Annotated in this window: 19 protein-coding genes, 1 tRNA gene and 1 pseudogene; 9 read left to right on the forward strand and 12 right to left on the reverse strand. The window is 64.2% G+C overall.

Annotated elements, in window-relative coordinates; all coding sequences use genetic code 11:
- Positions 1-31 precede the first annotated feature (31 nt).
- The 3 genes from ACTJI6_RS08830 to thrS all read right to left on the reverse strand — a co-directional run bounded on the left by ACTJI6_RS08830 (position 32) and on the right by thrS (position 3,089).
- Positions 32-655 carry a DsbA family oxidoreductase gene (locus tag ACTJI6_RS08830; protein WP_440799858.1) on the reverse strand — a complete coding sequence of 208 codons (624 nt, stop codon included), beginning with the start codon at positions 653-655 and terminating at the stop codon, positions 32-34.
- A gap of 75 nt (positions 656-730) precedes the next feature.
- Complete coding sequence (locus tag ACTJI6_RS08835) at positions 731-937, reverse strand: cold-shock protein (protein WP_089388183.1); 207 nt, start codon at positions 935-937, stop codon at positions 731-733.
- A 205-nt stretch (positions 938-1,142) separates the two neighbouring features.
- Entirely contained in the window at positions 1,143-3,089 is a 1,947-nt protein-coding gene (thrS, locus tag ACTJI6_RS08840) for a threonine--tRNA ligase (protein ID WP_440799861.1), read from the reverse strand.
- Between the two features lie 113 nt (positions 3,090-3,202).
- On the opposite strand from thrS, the gene ACTJI6_RS08845 reads away from it, so the two are divergent.
- Both ACTJI6_RS08845 and ACTJI6_RS08850 read left to right on the forward strand, forming a co-directional pair.
- Positions 3,203-3,943: an alpha/beta hydrolase gene (locus ACTJI6_RS08845; RefSeq protein ID WP_440799864.1), complete on the forward strand. Its 741-nt coding sequence runs from the start codon at positions 3,203-3,205 to the stop codon at positions 3,941-3,943.
- Positions 3,930-4,886: an alpha/beta hydrolase gene (locus tag ACTJI6_RS08850; protein WP_440799867.1), complete on the forward strand. Its 957-nt coding sequence runs from the start codon at positions 3,930-3,932 to the stop codon at positions 4,884-4,886. The genes ACTJI6_RS08845 and ACTJI6_RS08850 overlap by 14 nt, the downstream gene beginning before the upstream one ends.
- A gap of 15 nt (positions 4,887-4,901) precedes the next feature.
- On the opposite strand, the gene ACTJI6_RS08855 is transcribed toward ACTJI6_RS08850, so the two are convergent.
- Together ACTJI6_RS08855 and phaZ are read right to left on the reverse strand one after the other, a co-directional pair.
- Positions 4,902-5,381 carry a pyridoxamine 5'-phosphate oxidase family protein gene (locus tag ACTJI6_RS08855; protein ID WP_440799870.1) on the reverse strand — a complete coding sequence of 160 codons (480 nt, stop codon included), beginning with the start codon at positions 5,379-5,381 and terminating at the stop codon, positions 4,902-4,904.
- A gap of 65 nt (positions 5,382-5,446) precedes the next feature.
- Entirely contained in the window at positions 5,447-6,754 is a 1,308-nt protein-coding gene (gene phaZ, locus ACTJI6_RS08860) for a polyhydroxyalkanoate depolymerase (RefSeq protein WP_440800214.1), read from the reverse strand.
- 419 nt (positions 6,755-7,173) lie between these two features.
- Here phaZ and phaC point away from each other — a divergent pair, with 419 nt between their 5' ends.
- From phaC to ACTJI6_RS08885, 5 genes are all read left to right on the forward strand, one after another.
- Complete coding sequence (gene phaC, locus ACTJI6_RS08865) at positions 7,174-8,961, forward strand: class I poly(R)-hydroxyalkanoic acid synthase (RefSeq protein WP_440800216.1); 1,788 nt, start codon at positions 7,174-7,176, stop codon at positions 8,959-8,961.
- On the forward strand, positions 8,958-9,131 hold the full coding sequence (locus ACTJI6_RS08870) for a hypothetical protein (protein ID WP_440799873.1): 174 nt from the start codon (positions 8,958-8,960) through the stop codon (positions 9,129-9,131). The genes phaC and ACTJI6_RS08870 overlap by 4 nt, the downstream gene beginning before the upstream one ends.
- 13 nt (positions 9,132-9,144) lie before the next feature.
- Entirely contained in the window at positions 9,145-9,609 is a 465-nt protein-coding gene (locus tag ACTJI6_RS08875; RefSeq protein WP_126155008.1) for a Phasin, read from the forward strand.
- A gap of 150 nt (positions 9,610-9,759) precedes the next feature.
- Positions 9,760-10,371, forward strand: a complete 612-nt coding sequence (phaR, locus tag ACTJI6_RS08880) for a polyhydroxyalkanoate synthesis repressor PhaR (RefSeq protein WP_440799877.1) — start codon at positions 9,760-9,762, stop codon at positions 10,369-10,371.
- 38 nt (positions 10,372-10,409) lie between these two features.
- Positions 10,410-10,499 (forward strand) — tRNA-Ser (locus ACTJI6_RS08885).
- Positions 10,500-10,640: 141 nt separating this feature from the next.
- Here ACTJI6_RS08885 and ACTJI6_RS08890 read toward each other — a convergent pair.
- The 4 genes from ACTJI6_RS08890 to ACTJI6_RS08905 are packed head-to-tail and all read right to left on the reverse strand — an operon-like array spanning position 10,641 to position 11,618.
- Positions 10,641-10,838 carry a hypothetical protein gene (locus ACTJI6_RS08890; RefSeq protein WP_440799880.1) on the reverse strand — a complete coding sequence of 66 codons (198 nt, stop codon included), beginning with the start codon at positions 10,836-10,838 and terminating at the stop codon, positions 10,641-10,643.
- On the reverse strand, positions 10,835-11,236 hold the full coding sequence (locus tag ACTJI6_RS08895) for a hypothetical protein (RefSeq protein ID WP_440799883.1): 402 nt from the start codon (positions 11,234-11,236) through the stop codon (positions 10,835-10,837). The genes ACTJI6_RS08890 and ACTJI6_RS08895 overlap by 4 nt, the downstream gene beginning before the upstream one ends.
- Positions 11,233-11,436: a hypothetical protein gene (locus ACTJI6_RS08900; RefSeq protein ID WP_440799886.1), complete on the reverse strand. Its 204-nt coding sequence runs from the start codon at positions 11,434-11,436 to the stop codon at positions 11,233-11,235. Before ACTJI6_RS08900 ends, ACTJI6_RS08895 begins: the two co-directional genes overlap by 4 nt.
- Positions 11,424-11,618: a hypothetical protein gene (locus ACTJI6_RS08905; RefSeq protein WP_440799889.1), complete on the reverse strand. Its 195-nt coding sequence runs from the start codon at positions 11,616-11,618 to the stop codon at positions 11,424-11,426. The genes ACTJI6_RS08900 and ACTJI6_RS08905 overlap by 13 nt, the downstream gene beginning before the upstream one ends.
- Positions 11,619-11,895: 277 nt before the next feature.
- On the opposite strand from ACTJI6_RS08905, the gene ACTJI6_RS08910 reads away from it, so the two are divergent.
- A complete protein-coding gene (locus tag ACTJI6_RS08910) occupies positions 11,896-12,186 on the forward strand; it encodes a hypothetical protein (protein ID WP_440799892.1) in 291 nt (96 codons plus the stop codon).
- Positions 12,187-12,229: 43 nt separating this feature from the next.
- Here the strand turns inward: ACTJI6_RS08910 and ACTJI6_RS08915 are convergent, their stop codons facing one another.
- The 3 genes from ACTJI6_RS08915 to ACTJI6_RS08925 all read right to left on the reverse strand — a co-directional run bounded on the left by ACTJI6_RS08915 (position 12,230) and on the right by ACTJI6_RS08925 (position 15,139).
- Positions 12,230-13,093, reverse strand: coding sequence for a hypothetical protein (locus ACTJI6_RS08915; RefSeq protein ID WP_440799894.1), 864 nt, complete (start codon positions 13,091-13,093; stop codon positions 12,230-12,232).
- Between the two features lie 319 nt (positions 13,094-13,412).
- Positions 13,413-13,769 (reverse strand): phage tail assembly chaperone, encoded by a 357-nt coding sequence (locus ACTJI6_RS08920; RefSeq protein ID WP_440799897.1) that lies wholly within the window; start codon positions 13,767-13,769, stop codon positions 13,413-13,415.
- Positions 13,769-15,139, reverse strand: a complete 1,371-nt coding sequence (locus ACTJI6_RS08925; protein ID WP_440799900.1) for a hypothetical protein — start codon at positions 15,137-15,139, stop codon at positions 13,769-13,771. The genes ACTJI6_RS08920 and ACTJI6_RS08925 overlap by 1 nt, the downstream gene beginning before the upstream one ends.
- Between ACTJI6_RS08925 and ACTJI6_RS08930 the strand changes: the two are divergent.
- Positions 15,138-15,743 (forward strand): annotated as a pseudogene (locus tag ACTJI6_RS08930) (recombinase family protein); the annotation flags it as partial. The gene ACTJI6_RS08925 and the pseudogene ACTJI6_RS08930 overlap by 2 nt on opposite strands.
- Positions 15,744-15,790: the final 47 nt, after the last annotated feature.

Consider the following 15,790-nt stretch of genomic DNA (forward strand, 5'->3'; position numbering starts at 1 on the left):
TCCTGTAATCCAAACTTGCACACTGTGCAAGTTATTTTGAGCCCTCGGCCAGTTCGTCGATCACCTGCCGCCAAAGGCTTGCGGGCTGTGAGCCGCTGATCGCGTGCCGGTCGGCAACGATGAAGGTCGGGACCGAGGTGATGCCGCGATCCCGTGCGTGCTGTTCGCGGGCGGCGACCTGATCCCGGTCGGCGTTGCTGGACAGAAGGCGCGTTACCAGGCCGGCGTCCATGCCCCCTGCCGCCGCGATGCGCGCCAGCTCCGCCGCATCGCCGATGTCGCGGGCCTCCTGCCAATGCGCGCGAAGCAGCCCCGACATGACGCGGGTCTGCGCGCCCTCAAGCCCGGCCCAGTGCATCAGCCGATGCGCGTCGGTCGTGTCCGGTTCGCGCGGCGACGGGTTCAGGACCAGCCCCAGGGCAGCGGCCCGTTGTGCCACGGCGCGGCTGGCATCCTCGGCCCGCGGACCCAGCTTGGCGCGCAGATAGGCGGTCCGGTCCATGCCGCCCTGCGGCATCTGCGGGTTCAGGCGAAACGGATGCCAGGCGATCTGGAAGGGATGCGAGGGACGACTTTCCAGGGCGCGATCCAGTTCGACCTTGCCGATCAGGCACCAGGGGCAGACGGGGTCTGCGAAGATGTCCAGCGGGATCATGGGCCGGTCCTTTCAAGGCGCGCAAATGAAAACGGCCCGCGCGGGCGGGCCGTTCCGCAATCCTGCAAAGCTGGATCAGAGCAGCTTCAGATCGCTGGCCGAGGCACGGCCGTCGCGGCCCGATTGCAGCTCGTATGCGATCTTCTGGTTGTCCTTCAGGCCCGTCAGCCCGGCGCGTTCAACGGCCGAGATGTGGACGAAGATATCCTTGCCGCCGTCATCGGGGGCAATGAAGCCATAGCCCTTGGTGGCGTTGAACCATTTCACCGTTCCGGTCGCCATAACCGTTCTCTCCTTCAAGTCATCCTGGCGCAGGATTGCGTCAGGCCGTGCAGCCCGCTTTCGGTATTCCGGCTGCCCGTGAAAGGGAGGCGGTAGAAAGGCTTCGCTCACGCTGATGAGAGGATGGACGAATCGTTAAAAAAGGCAAGCAGGAAACGCGCCCGGACCAGCGTCCGCACGCGATAACATGCCGGAAAGACGCGATTCAGCGCAGGTCCGGCGGGGTGGCTTCGTCTTTCAGCGCGGCAATGGCTTCGGTTAACGGTAACGAACGCGACCCCTGCTGATCGAGGCGCCGAAGCGATACCGTCCTGTCCTCGACTTCCTTCATGCCGATGGCAAGAATCGCCGGAACCTTCGCCACGGAATGTTCGCGGACCTTGTAGTTGATCTTCTCGTTGCGGGTATCGGCCTCGGCCCGGATGCCCGCCGCGCGTAGATCCGCGACCACCTCGGCCACATAGGCGTCAGCGTCCGAGACGATGGAGGCCACCACCACCTGCCGGGGCGCCAGCCAGAAGGGCAGCTTGCCCGCGCTGTTTTCGATCAGGATGCCGATGAAGCGTTCGAACGACCCCAGGACGGCGCGGTGCAGCATGATCGGCCGGTGCTTGGCGCCATCTGCACCCACATATTCAGCGTCCAGGCGTTCGGGCAGGTTCGGGTCCACCTGCAAGGTGCCGCATTGCCAATCGCGGCCGATGGCGTCGCGCAGCACGAATTCCAGCTTGGGACCGTAGAAGGCGCCCTCGCCGGGGAACAGTTCATAGTCGTAACCGGCAGCCTTGCAGGCATTGCCAAGCGCGGCTTCCACCCGGTCCCAGCTTTCGTCGGACCCGATGCGCTTTTCCGGGCGGGTGGACAGCTTGATCCGCCAGTCGGTGAAGCCCAGATCGGCATAGACGCCTGCCAGGAACTCGATGAACTTCTTCGTTTCCGCCTCGATCTGATCCTCGGTGCAGAAGATATGCGCGTCGTCCTGGGTAAAGCCGCGCACCCGCATGATCCCGTGCAGCGCGCCCGAGGGTTCATAGCGGTTGCAGGATCCGAACTCGGCCATGCGTAACGGCAGGTCGCGATAGGATTTCAGGCCGTGGTTGAAGATCTGCACATGGCAGGGGCAGTTCATCGGCTTCAGCGCGTTGACGGTCTTCTGGCGGGCGTGATCCTCGTCCACCTCGACGATGAACATGTTTTCCTGATAGTTTTCCCAGTGGCCCGACGCCTCCCACAGCTTGCGGCTGACGACCTGGGGCGTGTTCACCTCGACATAGCCGTCGGCCCGCTGGCGGCGGCGCATATAGTCTTGCAGCGTGGTATAGATGTTCCAGCCGTTCGGGTGCCAGAAGACCTGTCCCGGCGCTTCCTCCTGCATGTGGAACAGGTCCATCTCGCGGCCCAGCTTGCGGTGGTCGCGTTTCGCGGCCTCCTCCAGCATGGTCAGGTGGGCCTTCAACTCGTCGCGGTTGCGGAAGGCCACGCCATAGATGCGTTGCAGCATCGGCCGCGTGCTGTCGCCCAGCCAATAGGCCCCGGCGATATGGGTCAGCTTGAAGGCGTCGGCGGGAAGCTGGCCGGTGTTCTGCAAATGCGGGCCACGGCACAGATCCTGCCAGTCGCCATGCCAGTACATCCGCAGCGGCTCGCCCTCGGGGATGCGGTCGATCAGTTCCAGTTTGAACGGCTCGCCCCGGTCCTTGTAATAGGCCAGGGCGCGGTCGCGGTCCCAGACCTCGGTGCGCACGGGATCGCGGGCGGCGATGATCTGTTTCATCTTCGCCTCGATCGCGCCCAGATCCTCGGGGGTGAAGGGCTCCGCCCGGTCGAAGTCGTAGAACCAGCCGTGATCGCGCACCGGGCCGATGGTGACTTTCACGTCCGGCCACAATTCCTGCACCGCGCGGGCCATGACATGGGCGAAGTCGTGGCGGATCAGTTCCAGGGCCGGGGCGTCGTCCTTCAGCGTGTTGATGCTGATCGCGCCGCTTTCGGTGATCGGCCAGGCGAGGTCGATATGCCGACCGTCCAGGCTGGCCGAGATCGCGCGTTTCGCCAGGCTGGGCGCGATGCTTTCGGCCACCTGCGCGGCGGTGATGCCGGCGGGATAGTCGCGCGCATTGCCATCGGGGAAGGTCAGGGAAATCTGGGACATATCGTCCTCCTCGTCGGTTCGGCGCCCACGGAACGCCCGGCTGCGGGTTATCTGTGGGCCTCCCATGGACCCCGGCGGGAAAACTGTCAAGATAAGCGGATGGAGGACCGATGATGAGCGAATATCTGGACATTCCCGCCGGGCGGCGCATCGCCTTTCAGCGCAGCAGCGGGCGCGGGCCGGGCGTGGTGTTCCTGGGCGGGTTCAAGTCCGACATGACCGGCACCAAGGCCGCCTGGCTGCACGACTGGGCGCGCGAGCAGAACCGGGCCTTCTTGCGCTTCGACTACTCCGGCCACGGCGACAGCAGCGGCAGTTTCGAGGAAGGCTGCATCGGCGACTGGTTCCAGGACGCCCGCCAGGTGATCGAGGCGCTGACGGACGGGCCGCAGGTGCTGGTCGGATCGTCCATGGGCGGCTGGATCGCCCTGCTGGTGGCGCGGGCGATGCCGCAGCGGGTGGCGGGGCTGGTGACCATCGCCGCCGCGCCTGATTTCACCCAGCAGGGGTTCTGGGCCGGATTCGACGACGTGCAGCGACAGACCCTGCTGCGGGCCGGGCGGATCGAGCTGCCCAGCGATTACAGCGACCAGCCCTATGTCATCACCCGCCGCCTAATCGAGGACGGGCGTGACCATCTGGTGATGGACCAGCCCCTGCCGCTGTCCGTTCCGGTGCGGATGCTGCAAGGCACGGCGGATGCCGACGTTCCTGTCGATTGGGCGATGCGGCTGCTGGGTCACGCCGCCGGCGACGACATCCGGCTGACGCTGGTCAAGGGCGCGGATCACCGCTTTTCCACGCCGGAATGCCTGCGGCTGATCGGGCAATCCATCGACGATGTTCTGGCCTAGGCTGGGGCTTGGCCTGCTGACGGCCTTGGGGCTGCTGTGGGCCTGGGGCCCGCGCGACAGGCTGCGCCCGGATCAGGGCGCCGTCGATCCGCCCGGCGACGTGCAGGACTGGCTGGCCGGTCGAGAAGCCGAGGTCCGCCCCGAGGTCGCCTCCGCCCTGCAATGGGCCGCCCCGCCGGGGCGGATCACCGACATCGCAATCCTGTATGTCCACGGCTTTTCGGCCAGTCCGGCGGAACTGCGCCCCTTGCCGGAACATGTCGCGCGGGATCTGGGGGCCAATCTTCTGGCGATCAGGCTGACCGGCCATGGCACGGACGGCGCCGATCTGGCGGCGGCGACGGCGCAGGACTGGTGGCGCGATCTGGCGGTCGGGCTGGGGGCCGCGCGGCTGATGGGCCGCCGGGTCGTGGTGATCGGCATGTCTTCGGGCGCCACGCTGGCGGCGCTGGCGGCGCGCGATCCGCGCCTGGGGCAGCTGATAGACGGGGCGGTCCTGATCTCGCCCAATTTCCGGTTGAGGGCGCGGGCGGCGCGGCTGCTGGACCTGCCCTTCGCACGGGGGCTGATCCGACTGGCGGGCGATCCGCAGCGATGCTTCACGACCCGGAACGATCTGCATCGCGCCCGCTGGACCAGTTGCTATCCGCTGTCCGCGACGCTTGCGGTGGGTACGCTGCTGCGGCAGGCGCGGCGGGGCGGCTGGCGCGACGCAAGCGTGCCCACGCTGTTCATCTGGTCGGATGCAGACCGGATCGTGGATCATGCCGCATCGGCCAGGGTGGCGGCAGATTGGGGCGGGACGGCCACGGTCCTGAAGGTCGCGCCGGGTCCGAAGGACGATCCCGACGCCCATGTCATCGCCGGAGAGGCGCTGTCCCCCGATCTGACGCTCCGGCTTGAACGGGCGATCACCGACTGGATCGGCGAGGCCCTTCGCTGACTGGCCCTTCGCTGATCAGAAGGTCAGCGTGTAGTGTTCGCCCATGTCGGGCTTCTGGCCGGTGACCTTGGATTTGGCGATCTCATAGACGAAGGCCAGCTTGCCACCCGTTGCCCAGACCTCGGCTTCGGTCATGTCGAAGCGCATCAGTTGCACGTCTTCGTCGCGCTTGCCGTCCTCGAACCAGCTGGAGGCGACGGCGTTCCACAATTCGTCCAGCTTGGCCCGGTCGTCAGACAAAGACAGGGTGCCGTCGATCCGTGCATACAGCCCCTCGGCCGCGTCGCTGACGACATGCAGGGCGGGCTTGCCGCCCCCCGCGACCGAGGTCGCCAGATCCGTGCCTTTGGCCGTGATGAACCACAGGGTGTTCGTCTCGGGTTCGGCGTAATGCGACATCGGGACTAGCCGGGCATCGTCCAGAAGCCCCAGCATCCCGGTGTTGATGTCGTCCAGGCGGTCCCAGAAGGTCGCGGCGTGCTTGTCGTCGGTCATTCGATATCCCCGTGCCGCCCCATGCGGCTGTCCGGGGATGAACGACCGACCGCAAGGCCGGGTTCCTAGACGGCGATCTTGCTGCTGTCGGTAAAGGGATCCGTCGCGCCGCAGTCCGCCGCTATGCCGCCGCGCACCCGCTGCTTGCGGGGCTTGGCCGTGTCGGGCAGGGACATGTGTTCGTCGATGAAATCCAGCACCAGGGGCCGGATGTTCAGCCGCCAGGACTTGCCCGCGAAGATGCCGTAATGGCCCGCGCCCTGTTCCAGATGCTGCCGCTTGCGGTCCTGCGGCACCCCGGTGCACAGCGCCAGCGCGGCGACGCATTGGCCGGGGGCCGAGATGTCGTCGTTGGATCCTTCGACCGTCATCACCGCCACGTCGGTGATCCTGCCGATGTCCACCGGGCGGTCGTTGACCATGAAGGCATTTCGCGCGATCTCGCCGTTCTTGAAGATCCGCTCGACCGTGGAGAGATAGAATTCGGCTGTCATGTCCATGACCGCCAGGTATTCATCATAGAACTTGTTGTGCTTGTCGCCTTCGCTGGCGGTGCCGCGGGCCTCGGACCAGATCTTGTCGATGAAGGCCTTCGCGTGGGTTTCGGCGTTCATCGCGATGAAGGACGACAGCTGCGCCAGGCCCGGATAGACCATCCGCCCGGCGCCGCGATACTTGAACCCGACGGACTGGATCACGGTGTGTTCCAGTTCGCCCATGGTCATGCGGTTGCCGAAATCCGTGACCTCCGTCGCGGCGGCGTCGGGGTCGACGGGACCGCCGATCAGGGTCAGGGTGCGCGGCTGGGACGCCGGGTCATCCTCGGCCAGGATCGCGGTCGCGGCCAGGGCCAAGGGCGCGGGCTGGCAGACGGCGATGACATTGGTGTCCGGTCCCAGGTGGCGGATGAAATCGACCAGATACTGGGTGTAATCCTCGATGTCGAACTTGCCCTCGCTGACCGGGATGTCGCGGGCGTTGTGCCAGTCGGTGACATAGACCTCGCAATCGGGCAGCAGCGACGTCACCGTGGACCGCATCAGCGTGGCGTAATGGCCCGACATCGGCGCGATCAGCAGCACCTTGCGGGGCTGCACCTCGCGCCGGGCGACGCGGAAATGGATCAGGTCGCCGAAGGGGCGCTTCATCACGGGCTCCACATAGACGATGTGGTCCTGGCCCTGTTCGCCGGCGATGGGCGGGATTTCCCAGTCGGGCTTGATGACCATGCGGGCATAGCTGCGTTCGGTGACGCGGCCCCACGCGCTCATCAGCTTGAAGATCGGATGGGGGTTCAGCGCGAAGACCGGATAGGATGCGATCGCGCGGGCCGATGCGCCCATCCATTCGTTCGTGTTCCGAATGGTCTCCATCGCGTCGTAGGACACGATGCCCTTGATACCCTTGAGCGCCACAGGGGTCATCCTTTCGTTGCTGCGTCAGGGCGGAACGCTTCGCCGGGGCAAATGGGTTCAAAACCCTTGTTTGCGCAATTGCCGCCCTGCGCCTATGATGAATTCAGTCATAGGGGGGAACCGGGATCATGGCAAGAAGTGCAGGATCTGACGGCAAGAAAGTTGCTGGACAGCGTGGCAAATCGGACATGACCGAAAAGGCCGCTGGGACACCTGCCAAAAAGCCGGGCAGGGCAAGGGCGAAGCCCGCCGCTGTCAAAGCGGCCCCCGCGCAACCGTCCGTGGCCGCCCAATCCCCCGCGCCCGTCGCCGCCCCGCCTCTGCATCAGACGGCCCCGGCCGAACCCGCCGCCGAGGCGGGCCGCGCGCCCCAGGCCATGGCCGAGGCCCTGGCGCGCGGATCGTCGGGTGCGACCGCCCGCAAGCTGGCCGAGAATATCGAACGGATCGAGGCCCTGGGACAGCGGCTGATGGCCGCGCTGACCGCCCGGTCCCGCCCCAATCCGGGCATCGAGGCGCCGGGGCCGGATCTGTTCATGACCGCCGCCAATGCCTGGGTGAAGACCTTGTCGGAACAGCCCGCGCGCGTCCTGGAAAACCAGGTCAATTACTGGGGCGAGACGCTGAAGAACTATGCCAGCACGCATCGAGCGCTGACCCTGGGCAAGGCCGAGCCGGAAGAGGACGACGCCCATAGGGGCGACAAGCGGTTCGCCAACCCGCTGTGGGACAGCCATCCCTATTTCAGCTTCGTCAAGCGGCAATACCTGATCAATTCCAAGGCGCTGAAGGACGCGGCGGGCAATCTGCAACTGTCCGACGACACTGCCCGCCGCCGCATCACCTGGCTGACCGACCAGATCGTCGACATGATGGCGCCCACGAATTTCCTGGCCACCAATCCCGATGCCCTGGAACGGGCAGTTGAGACCGAAGGCGAAAGCCTGGTGCGGGGGTTGGAAAACCTGGTCCGCGACGTGGAACGCAACAGCGGCGACATCGTGGTGTCGCTGGCCGACCGGGATGCCTTCTCGATCGGCGACAACATCGGCACCTCGGAAGGCATGGTCGTTCATCGGACCCGGCTGTACGAACTGATCCAGTACAGGCCCGCGACCGACCAGGTGTTCGAAACGCCGCTGCTGATCTTTCCGCCCTGGATCAACAAGTTCTACATTCTCGATCTCAAGCCGCAGAACAGCCTGATCAAGTGGCTGACCGAACAGGGCCACACGCTGTTCATCGTCAGTTGGAAGAACCCCGATTCCAGCTATGCCGATGTCGGGTTGGAGGACTATGTCGCCGCCTATCTGGAGGCGATGGACAAGGTCCGAGACCTGACCGGACAGCCGCGCCTGAATGTCGTGGGCTATTGCATCGCGGGCACCACCCTGTCGCTGACCCTGGCGCTGCTGAAACAGCGCAACGACGACCGGGTGGCATCGGCCACGCTGTTCACGACCCTGACGGATTTCTCGGACCAGGGCGAATTCGTCAGCTTCCTGCAAGACGATTTCGTCACCGGCATCGCCGACGAGGTAAAGCGCCACGGCCTGCTGCGTGCGCAGTTGATGTCGCGCACCATGAGCTTTCTGCGCCCCAACGACCTGGTCTGGGGTCCGGCCATCCGCAGCTATATGATGGGCGAATCCCCGCCCGCCTTCGACCTGCTGTTCTGGAACGGCGACAGCACCAACCTGCCGGGCAAGATGGCGATGCAATACCTGCGCGGGCTGTGCCAGCAGAACGCCTTCGCCACCGACGGTTTCGAACTGATGGGTCGCAAGCTGCATTTGTCCGACGTGACGACGCCGCTCTGCGCCATCGCCTGCGAAACCGACCACATCGCGCCCTGGAAGGATTGCTGGCGCGGCGTCGCGGCCATGGGGTCCAAGGACAAGACCTTCATCCTGTCGGAATCGGGCCATATCGCCGGGATCGTCAATCCGCCGACCAAGAAGAAATACGGTCACTATCTGGGCAGCAGCGATTTCGGCGGCAGCTATCAGGACTGGAAAGAATCAGCCAGCTTCGCGCCAGGCACATGGTGGACCCGCTGGGCGGATTGGCTGGCCGAACGGGCAGGGGGGATGGTGCCCGCCCGCGAACCGCAAGGGGGGCTTTGCCCCGCGCCCGGAACCTATGTCCATGAACGGGCCGCGTGAAGCAGCCGGAAACAAGGGGTTGCGCGAAACACGGCGATTTCGGCCTGCATTATTCTGCGGCGCAGCATAAAATACTTGAAATGCCGCGCCGCAGCATTCATATTCCGGTCACGAGAATGGCTTTAGCTGCGGAAACCTCTCTCATCGAAACGTCCCTTCCGCTGCGCTGATAGGAGTGATGACATGGCAAAGACCCCCGATTTCGCAAAGACCTTCCAGGACATCCTGGCCAACTTCCCCGTCGACACCTCGTCGTTCCAGGAAGCCTTCAAATCCCAGAGCGTCCTGGGCGAGAAACTGGCCCGCGTGACCCTGAACGCCGCCGAGCGTTCGACCGAGATTTCGGCCCAGTGGGCCAAGGACACCATCGCCCGCGTCGGCGAACTGGCCGCCGTCAAGCAAGAGCCTTCGGACTATGCCAAGTCGCTGACCGATTTCGCCTCGGCTTCGGCTGAAGTCGCGGCCGAGCATCTGTCGGCCTTCGCCGAAGTGGCGAAGAAGGTCCAGGTCGACACCGTCGATCTGCTGCTGACCGCCGGCAAGGACGTTGCCGCCGACGCCCGCAACGTGGCTGAAAACGTCGTGCGCGAGAACCAGGCCGCAGTGAAGAAGGCCTCGGCCGCCGCGACCACCGTGGCCGCAAAGTAATCGCGACCGGCCGACGATCCGAAGAAAGGGGCGGTTTCGCCCCTTTTTTCATGGCTGTGGCCCAGGCCCTTGGCAGGTGCAGAAAATTGCTTTGCCTTTTGCGGATGCAGCACCCATCATGGGTGCGAATTCGCATGACCGGGGTCTGCCATGCCCGCACCGACCACGCCGCTTCTGATCAAACGCTATGCAAGCCGGCGGCTCTATAACACAGAAACCAGCGACTATGTGACGCTTGACGACATCGCCGCCTTCATCCGCGAGGGGCGAGAGGTCAAGATCGTCGACCTCAAGTCGGGCGACGACCTGACCCGGCAATACCTGTTGCAGATCATCGCGGAACACGAGGGCCGCGGCGAAAACGTCCTGCCGATCGACGTGCTGACCGATCTGGTCCGCAGCTATGCCACAAGCGCCCATTCGGTCGTCCCGCAGTTCCTGGCCGCCAGCTTCGCGATGCTGCGCGAAAGCCAGTCGAAGCTGATGGAGAACATGGCCGTCATGCCGAACCCGATGACGCGGGTGCCCGGCTTCGACGCCATGCACCGCCAGCAGCAGGCTTTCCTCAAGGCGCTGATGGGCGGGTGGACCGGCAGTTCCGGCCCCGAGCCCGAGGATCTGGACGACGCGGCCCCGACCGCCGAAGACGCCCCCGCCCGCAAACCCGATCCCAAGCATCGCGCCGCCTCCGAAGGAACCGAGGACATGGCCGAAATCCGTCGCCAGCTTGCGGAACTTCAGCAGCGTATCTCGAAGCTCTGACTTGCGCCGGCCGCGGACAACGGCTAGACCGCGCGCACGGACAGTTGGCCGAGTGGTCGAAGGCGCACGCCTGGAAAGTGTGTAGGCGGGGAACCGTCTCGAGGGTTCGAATCCCTCACTGTCCGCCAGTTTTACCAATAAGATTCTGATTTCGTTGCGATATTTGGATCAACCAAGCATCCGTTCCCCCGCGAGTTCCCCCAGGTGACGGTGGAAGCTACGGGAACTTGCGGGAAGCAACGCCCGACCGAAGCCGGGCGCTTGCCACCTTATTCCAAGCCGATTTCACGCCGAAGCGCCCACGTCACGCCAACGATGCCATCGCGCAGGGTTGCTTCGTGGCCGTCCATCGTGGTCGTCGCCAGATCATCGACCAGAAGGTAAAGGGCGCTCACCAGATTGCGGCATTCCGCCAACTGGCCGTCCAGCCGGATGATCTCGTCTTGCAGTTCCTTGTCGGTCCTCATGCTGCGCCCCCGATCAGCGCGCGGGCTTCGGACCAAGCCTTGATCTTTTCCCATTGCCAGCGGTGCATATCGGGGAAGTCTTCACTCTCATCCCGCATGAAGTTGTCCACCGCGACAAAGCGGCAGTAAGCGGCGAACCCGGCAGCGGTTGAAATCGGGGTTGCCTTGATCTCCTCGCTCAAGCGGATTTTCTCCGCATCGATCCGCGTCGTCAGCGGACCATCGAAGTTGCCTTCGCCTTCCTCTGCACTTGCGGCCCCCCATGCGTCGAACGCAATGATGTAACGTTCGCACAGGTCGATGATCGGGTCAGTCGGCATCGCCATCGCCGGAACCGCTGCCACGGCGGGCAGAACGGCGACGGCGGGGATGGCTTTCAGAAGGGCACGGCGTTTCATGCTGCGTCCTCCTTCGGCAGGTTCACCGAATCAAGCGCTTCGTTCAGGTCAATCGCCATGCCATACGCCAGACCGATAAGGCTGCTCTGGGCATCGGGCGCAACATTCGCGCTGTTGAGTTCTTGCAGGGCCTCCAGGATGCTTTCGAGACGCAACGCCTGGGACTGCTGATCGGCGATGTAGGCTTTCAACGCGCCCATGCCGCACCTCCGATCAGGCGGGTGGTGCGGCGCAGAGCGGTGCGCATATAGCTGCGGGCTTCGCGTTCGGACTGCGAATAGCTGGCCCGTTCCGAGGCGTCCAGCGCCAGCGTCAGGCAGTCGTGGATTTCAGCAAGGGTTTCCCCAGCCAAGCCGGGGGTGTTATGGCAATGATCAGCCATGCTCGATCTCCTTCTAAGATCGGGTTTCGGTTAGGGCCGGGTGAAAGTTGCACCTTTCATTCGGCCTGATTTCGTGATACCACCAGTTTATGAATATGTCAACTCGTGATACCATGAAAGATAGAAAAAAGCGTCCCCCTGAGCCGGGAACACCTATCCAAGTCCGGTTGCAGCCCGATCTTCTTGAATGGCTGGATGCCGAACGCGGGAGGCTTGATCCAGCACCATCAAGGCCCGAGATGGTTAGGAAAATTCTTACTGAAAAGAGGGGTCAGTGATGGCTGATGAGGGTAACGACGACGACCTCGCCACGATGGCGGCGCTAAAATCACTCAATCTCTCGATCCACAATTCGCTTGGTGGACAGCAACTTGCCAACAGCTTTATCCTTCAGGTTCTAGTGAATGTGCTTGAGCGGAAACTCGGACCAGAGTTCCGCTCGACGTTTTCTCAAGGCCTTAAGGAGACTTGGGAAACGTCATTCAGGGTTGTGGGTGATCAGCACCCTATCGTTGCTCATGCGCAAGAAACGCTACAGCAATTTATAAATTCGCTGGAAGGCAAGTAGGCATCGGGGCAGCACGCCTTTATCGTCCCCCCGCACGATAAACCTACCCCGTCCGCGCCACCCCCTCCAGCATGGCATCGAGGCGTGCCGCTGTCAGGTGCCAGTTGAATGGCCGCTTTAGCCGCTTGGGCCGTGTTTCCTTGAACACCCGGTCCAAGCGGGCGGCTGTCAGCGGAAACCGGCGCGGCGGCGCAACACCAAGGATCCGATCCAGCCGCTTTGCAGTTAGCAAGTGCTGTGACCGAAACCAGCACTGGCGGCTGCAATATCTTGTGTGGCGCTCCTTCTTGAGAAAGCGGGTTCCGCAAACCTCACAGTTCCCATGGTCGCGCGGTGGGCCTTTGGGTGGGGGAATATTGCGCCCGACAAGCGCCGCTGCCTTCCCTGCGCATTTATGGCCGCAGTGGACTTGTCCGGCAGTGATGGGATGGAACGTCTGCTTGCAATGCGGGCAGGTCTTCGTGATCTTTAGCCGCTGTGCCGGGTTATCGAGGCTCTTCTCGCACTTCTTACTGCAGAACTTGGCACCCCTAAACTTCTTCTCGGGGATCGGCCCGTCGCAAATCTGGCAGCGCCTGCCCTTTATCAGTTCAGCGCGGAAGATTTGATAGGTCGCATTCTTGTCGTCCTGCTTTTCCGCCCTCAGACACTTGCGACTGCAATACATGCGCCGGGCGTTCGTCTTGGGAGGCATGACATTGCCGCACCGGACGCAGCGATGCTTCAGATCCAGCGGGTCGCTGACCTCACTGCCCGATCCTCGTCCATCTCCTTCAGTCTCGATATGTGCCCGTTCCAAGACGCATTGCACGTCGCGCTGCAGAACTTGCGATGTCCTTCCGGCAAAGGTCCGTGACAGCGCGCGCAGCACGATCTCTCGATCAGGGTTCCGGCGTGAACGGTCCATTCCAGTTGTCCTTCTTCCCAGTTTGGCCGGTTTGCGTTCACCCGCCGGAAGGCGGATGCCAGCATCTCGTTTGCCATATCGTCAGCGTCCCTCCAGCCCCAGCCTTGCAGGCACAGGTCGGCGCGGATGCCGTGGCGTAGCGGACCTTCCAGCCCGAACAGGGTAGCCGTGGCCCCAGCCTCGAAGGCCAGCTTGATCACCGCTGCCAGTTCTTTCACCAAAGCGTCGAACCGCCCCTTGCCCAACCTGCCGCGCCGGGCATCCTGTTCCTCGCGTGCCCGCTTGCGTTCCCATGCCTTGCTGTCGAACCGATGGTGTTTCATCCCAGCATCGCATCCAGAAGCCCCGCGTTGATCGGGTGCTGCGACAGCGGCGGCAGGGTCTTCACGCCCTCAGGCGTCTGCTTGTCGATGCGATAGGCATCCTCAATCCAGACGGCATCCAGGGCCGTGATGATGTCCACGTGGCGCGGCTCCAGCGGCACCCGCATCAGCTGCGAATATGCAGCAATCGCTTCCCAGGTGATCGGGTTCGGCCCGTGCGGGTTATAGCTACGGGCACGGGACAGGACGCCGAAGGCCTCCCAGAGCGGCAAGCCAGCTTCGGGAAGGCGCGACGTGCCGCCAGCCAGGCGGGTTTTCAGGGCGGCGCAGAGTTGCTTCTTGAGCCGATCCATCAGCCCCTCCTCATCTGGTGCCGGTTGTTCCACAGATAGGCGTTATCTTCGGCCTGCCGGAGCGTGTCCTTCTGAACCCGACGCGCAACCTGGATGGAACGCTGATCCACGAAGGCCGTCAGGTTGCCGCTCTTGGGATCGACGCCGACCGTCACATGCACATCGACGCTCTGCGGCTTGTCGGCGATTGCACTACCCCCCTGCCGTCCTGCCAGAAGGTTGCGGGTCTGATCCGCGCTCCAGATGCGCGCCGGGCCGGTGGCTTCCAGTTCGGGGCCTTTCTCGCCCACGATCCGCAAGCCGCCCATGTGATCGCCGCCAGAGGCAAAGCCGGGGATCAGCAGCCCGCCGATGCCGGAAGCAATGCCGCCCATTCCCGGCAGTCCCATGATGCCGTTGATCATCTGCGTCTTGGCGATCTCCAGCAGCAGATCGGCAACCGCCTGCTTTGCCGATTTCGAGCCATCGATGATCGAGCCGAACATATCCGTGAGGGCATCCTTGCCCGCCTGGCTGCGCTCTTTGATGGCATCCAGCTTCTCGGCCGTACCCTCGGCTTCCAGACCGGCCTGCACATAGGCATCGGCCAGCTTGTCGATCTCGGCTTCCAGTTCCGGGGTGATCTGCTTTCCCGCCTGCTGTGCCGCGTGTAGCAGTTCGGCCTTCGTGCGGGCGAACTCCATGGCATCGCCGTATTCCTTGCCGGATGCCGCCACCGCGATCAGCACCGCCGCCTCGGCTTCCAGGGCGCGGGTCCGGTCGCGCACGGCTTCCGCTTCCTTGGCGAACTCGTCAACCGTCGCCTTGCCGCCGCCCTTGCTGCCCTTCGATCCGCCACCGCCCTTGCCTGCTGCGCTGCGGGCCGCGTCCCCGGCCAGAGATGCCGCCGCAAGGTCTGAGGCCTGCTGGTCGGTCAGATGCGCCCCTGCCTCGCCGGCGCGCTTCCTGACGGACTCGATCTCCTGTTGCAGGCGAAGCTGTTCCGCCGTGGCGCTATTGCGGGCCTGCTCGGCTGCGGTGAAGCCCTCCAGAGCCTCGCGCTGCGCCTCCATGCTGTCCATGCTGGCAGCTTCGGCAGCGTGCCGGTCGCGCATGGCCTGCGTGGCCTTCTGGTCCGGTGCCGTGCCTGCCGCGCGGGCGATGGCAGCACCCATGCTGTTGGCAAGGCTGGTCACAGACGCAATGACGCCGCCCAGACGGCCAAGCTGCGAGATGACCCCCTCGAAGGTGGTGCGGTCGCCTGCCTCCAAGGCGCCGAAGGCATCGACCGCCGCCGCCTCGATCTCGCCCAGTTTGACGGTGAAGTCCTCGCCGCTGATCTCCCCATCGCGGAAGCCCTGCACAAGGTTCTGCATCTCCTCATAAGCCATGAACACACGCCCCGGCCGCCGCCTGCGCTGCGCCATCTACACCCGCAAGTCGAGCGAGGAAGGGCTCGACATGGAGTTCAACAGCCTCGACGCCCAGCGGGAGGCCTGCGAGGCCTATATCGCCAGCCAGAAATCCGACGGCTGGGTCGCCACGCGCGACCGATATGACGACGGCGGCTTCTCGGGCGGCAATCTGGACCGGCCGGGGCTGAAACGGCTGCTGGCCGATATCGACGACGGCCTGATCGACGTGGTCGTGGTCTACAAGATCGACCGGCTCAGCCGCGCGCTGATGGATTTCTCCAAGCTGGTCGAGGTCTTCGACCGCAACAGCGTCACCTTCGTCTCGGTCACGCAGTCCTTCAACACGACCACCTCGATGGGGCGGCTGACGCTGAACATCCTGCTCAGCTTCGCCCAGTTCGAGCGCGAGGTCATCGGCGAACGCATCCGCGACAAGGTTGCCGCCTCGCGCAAGCGCGGGATCTGGATGGGGGGCTATGTGCCGCTCGGCTACGATGTGCAGGACCGCAAGCTGGTGATCAACGAGACCGAGGCCGCCTCGGTACGCCGGATATTCGACCGGTTCGTCGAGCTCGGCTCTCAAGAAAGGCGCGGCTGTTGTTCGGCGCGGCGCTGCCGAGGAGCCGT

The organism is Paracoccus sp. 22332 (assembly GCF_052045125.1).
GTDB lineage: Bacteria > Pseudomonadota > Alphaproteobacteria > Rhodobacterales > Rhodobacteraceae > Paracoccus > Paracoccus haematequi_A.

Bases quoted from the DNA above. Each gene is read 5' to 3' on its own strand.
- ACTJI6_RS08830 (WP_440799858.1), bottom strand. From the start codon at position 655: ATGATCCCGCTGGACATCTTCGCAGACCCCGTCTGCCCCTGGTGCCTG.
- ACTJI6_RS08835 (WP_089388183.1), bottom strand. From the start codon at position 937: ATGGCGACCGGAACGGTGAAATGGTTCAACGCCACCAAGGGCTATGGC.
- thrS (WP_440799861.1), bottom strand. From the start codon at position 3,089: ATGTCCCAGATTTCCCTGACCTTCCCCGATGGCAATGCGCGCGACTAT.
- ACTJI6_RS08845 (WP_440799864.1), top strand. From the start codon at position 3,203: ATGAGCGAATATCTGGACATTCCCGCCGGGCGGCGCATCGCCTTTCAG.
- ACTJI6_RS08850 (WP_440799867.1), top strand. From the start codon at position 3,930: ATGTTCTGGCCTAGGCTGGGGCTTGGCCTGCTGACGGCCTTGGGGCTG.
- ACTJI6_RS08855 (WP_440799870.1), bottom strand. From the start codon at position 5,381: ATGACCGACGACAAGCACGCCGCGACCTTCTGGGACCGCCTGGACGAC.
- phaZ (WP_440800214.1), bottom strand. From the start codon at position 6,754: ATGGAGACCATTCGGAACACGAACGAATGGATGGGCGCATCGGCCCGC.
- phaC (WP_440800216.1), top strand. From the start codon at position 7,174: ATGGCCGAGGCCCTGGCGCGCGGATCGTCGGGTGCGACCGCCCGCAAG.
- ACTJI6_RS08875 (WP_126155008.1), top strand. From the start codon at position 9,145: ATGGCAAAGACCCCCGATTTCGCAAAGACCTTCCAGGACATCCTGGCC.
- phaR (WP_440799877.1), top strand. From the start codon at position 9,760: ATGCCCGCACCGACCACGCCGCTTCTGATCAAACGCTATGCAAGCCGG.
- ACTJI6_RS08890 (WP_440799880.1), bottom strand. From the start codon at position 10,838: ATGAGGACCGACAAGGAACTGCAAGACGAGATCATCCGGCTGGACGGC.
- ACTJI6_RS08895 (WP_440799883.1), bottom strand. From the start codon at position 11,236: ATGAAACGCCGTGCCCTTCTGAAAGCCATCCCCGCCGTCGCCGTTCTG.
- ACTJI6_RS08900 (WP_440799886.1), bottom strand. From the start codon at position 11,436: ATGGGCGCGTTGAAAGCCTACATCGCCGATCAGCAGTCCCAGGCGTTG.
- ACTJI6_RS08905 (WP_440799889.1), bottom strand. From the start codon at position 11,618: ATGGCTGATCATTGCCATAACACCCCCGGCTTGGCTGGGGAAACCCTT.
- ACTJI6_RS08910 (WP_440799892.1), top strand. From the start codon at position 11,896: ATGGCTGATGAGGGTAACGACGACGACCTCGCCACGATGGCGGCGCTA.
- ACTJI6_RS08915 (WP_440799894.1), bottom strand. From the start codon at position 13,093: ATGGACCGTTCACGCCGGAACCCTGATCGAGAGATCGTGCTGCGCGCG.
- ACTJI6_RS08920 (WP_440799897.1), bottom strand. From the start codon at position 13,769: ATGGATCGGCTCAAGAAGCAACTCTGCGCCGCCCTGAAAACCCGCCTG.
- ACTJI6_RS08925 (WP_440799900.1), bottom strand. From the start codon at position 15,139: ATGGCTTATGAGGAGATGCAGAACCTTGTGCAGGGCTTCCGCGATGGG.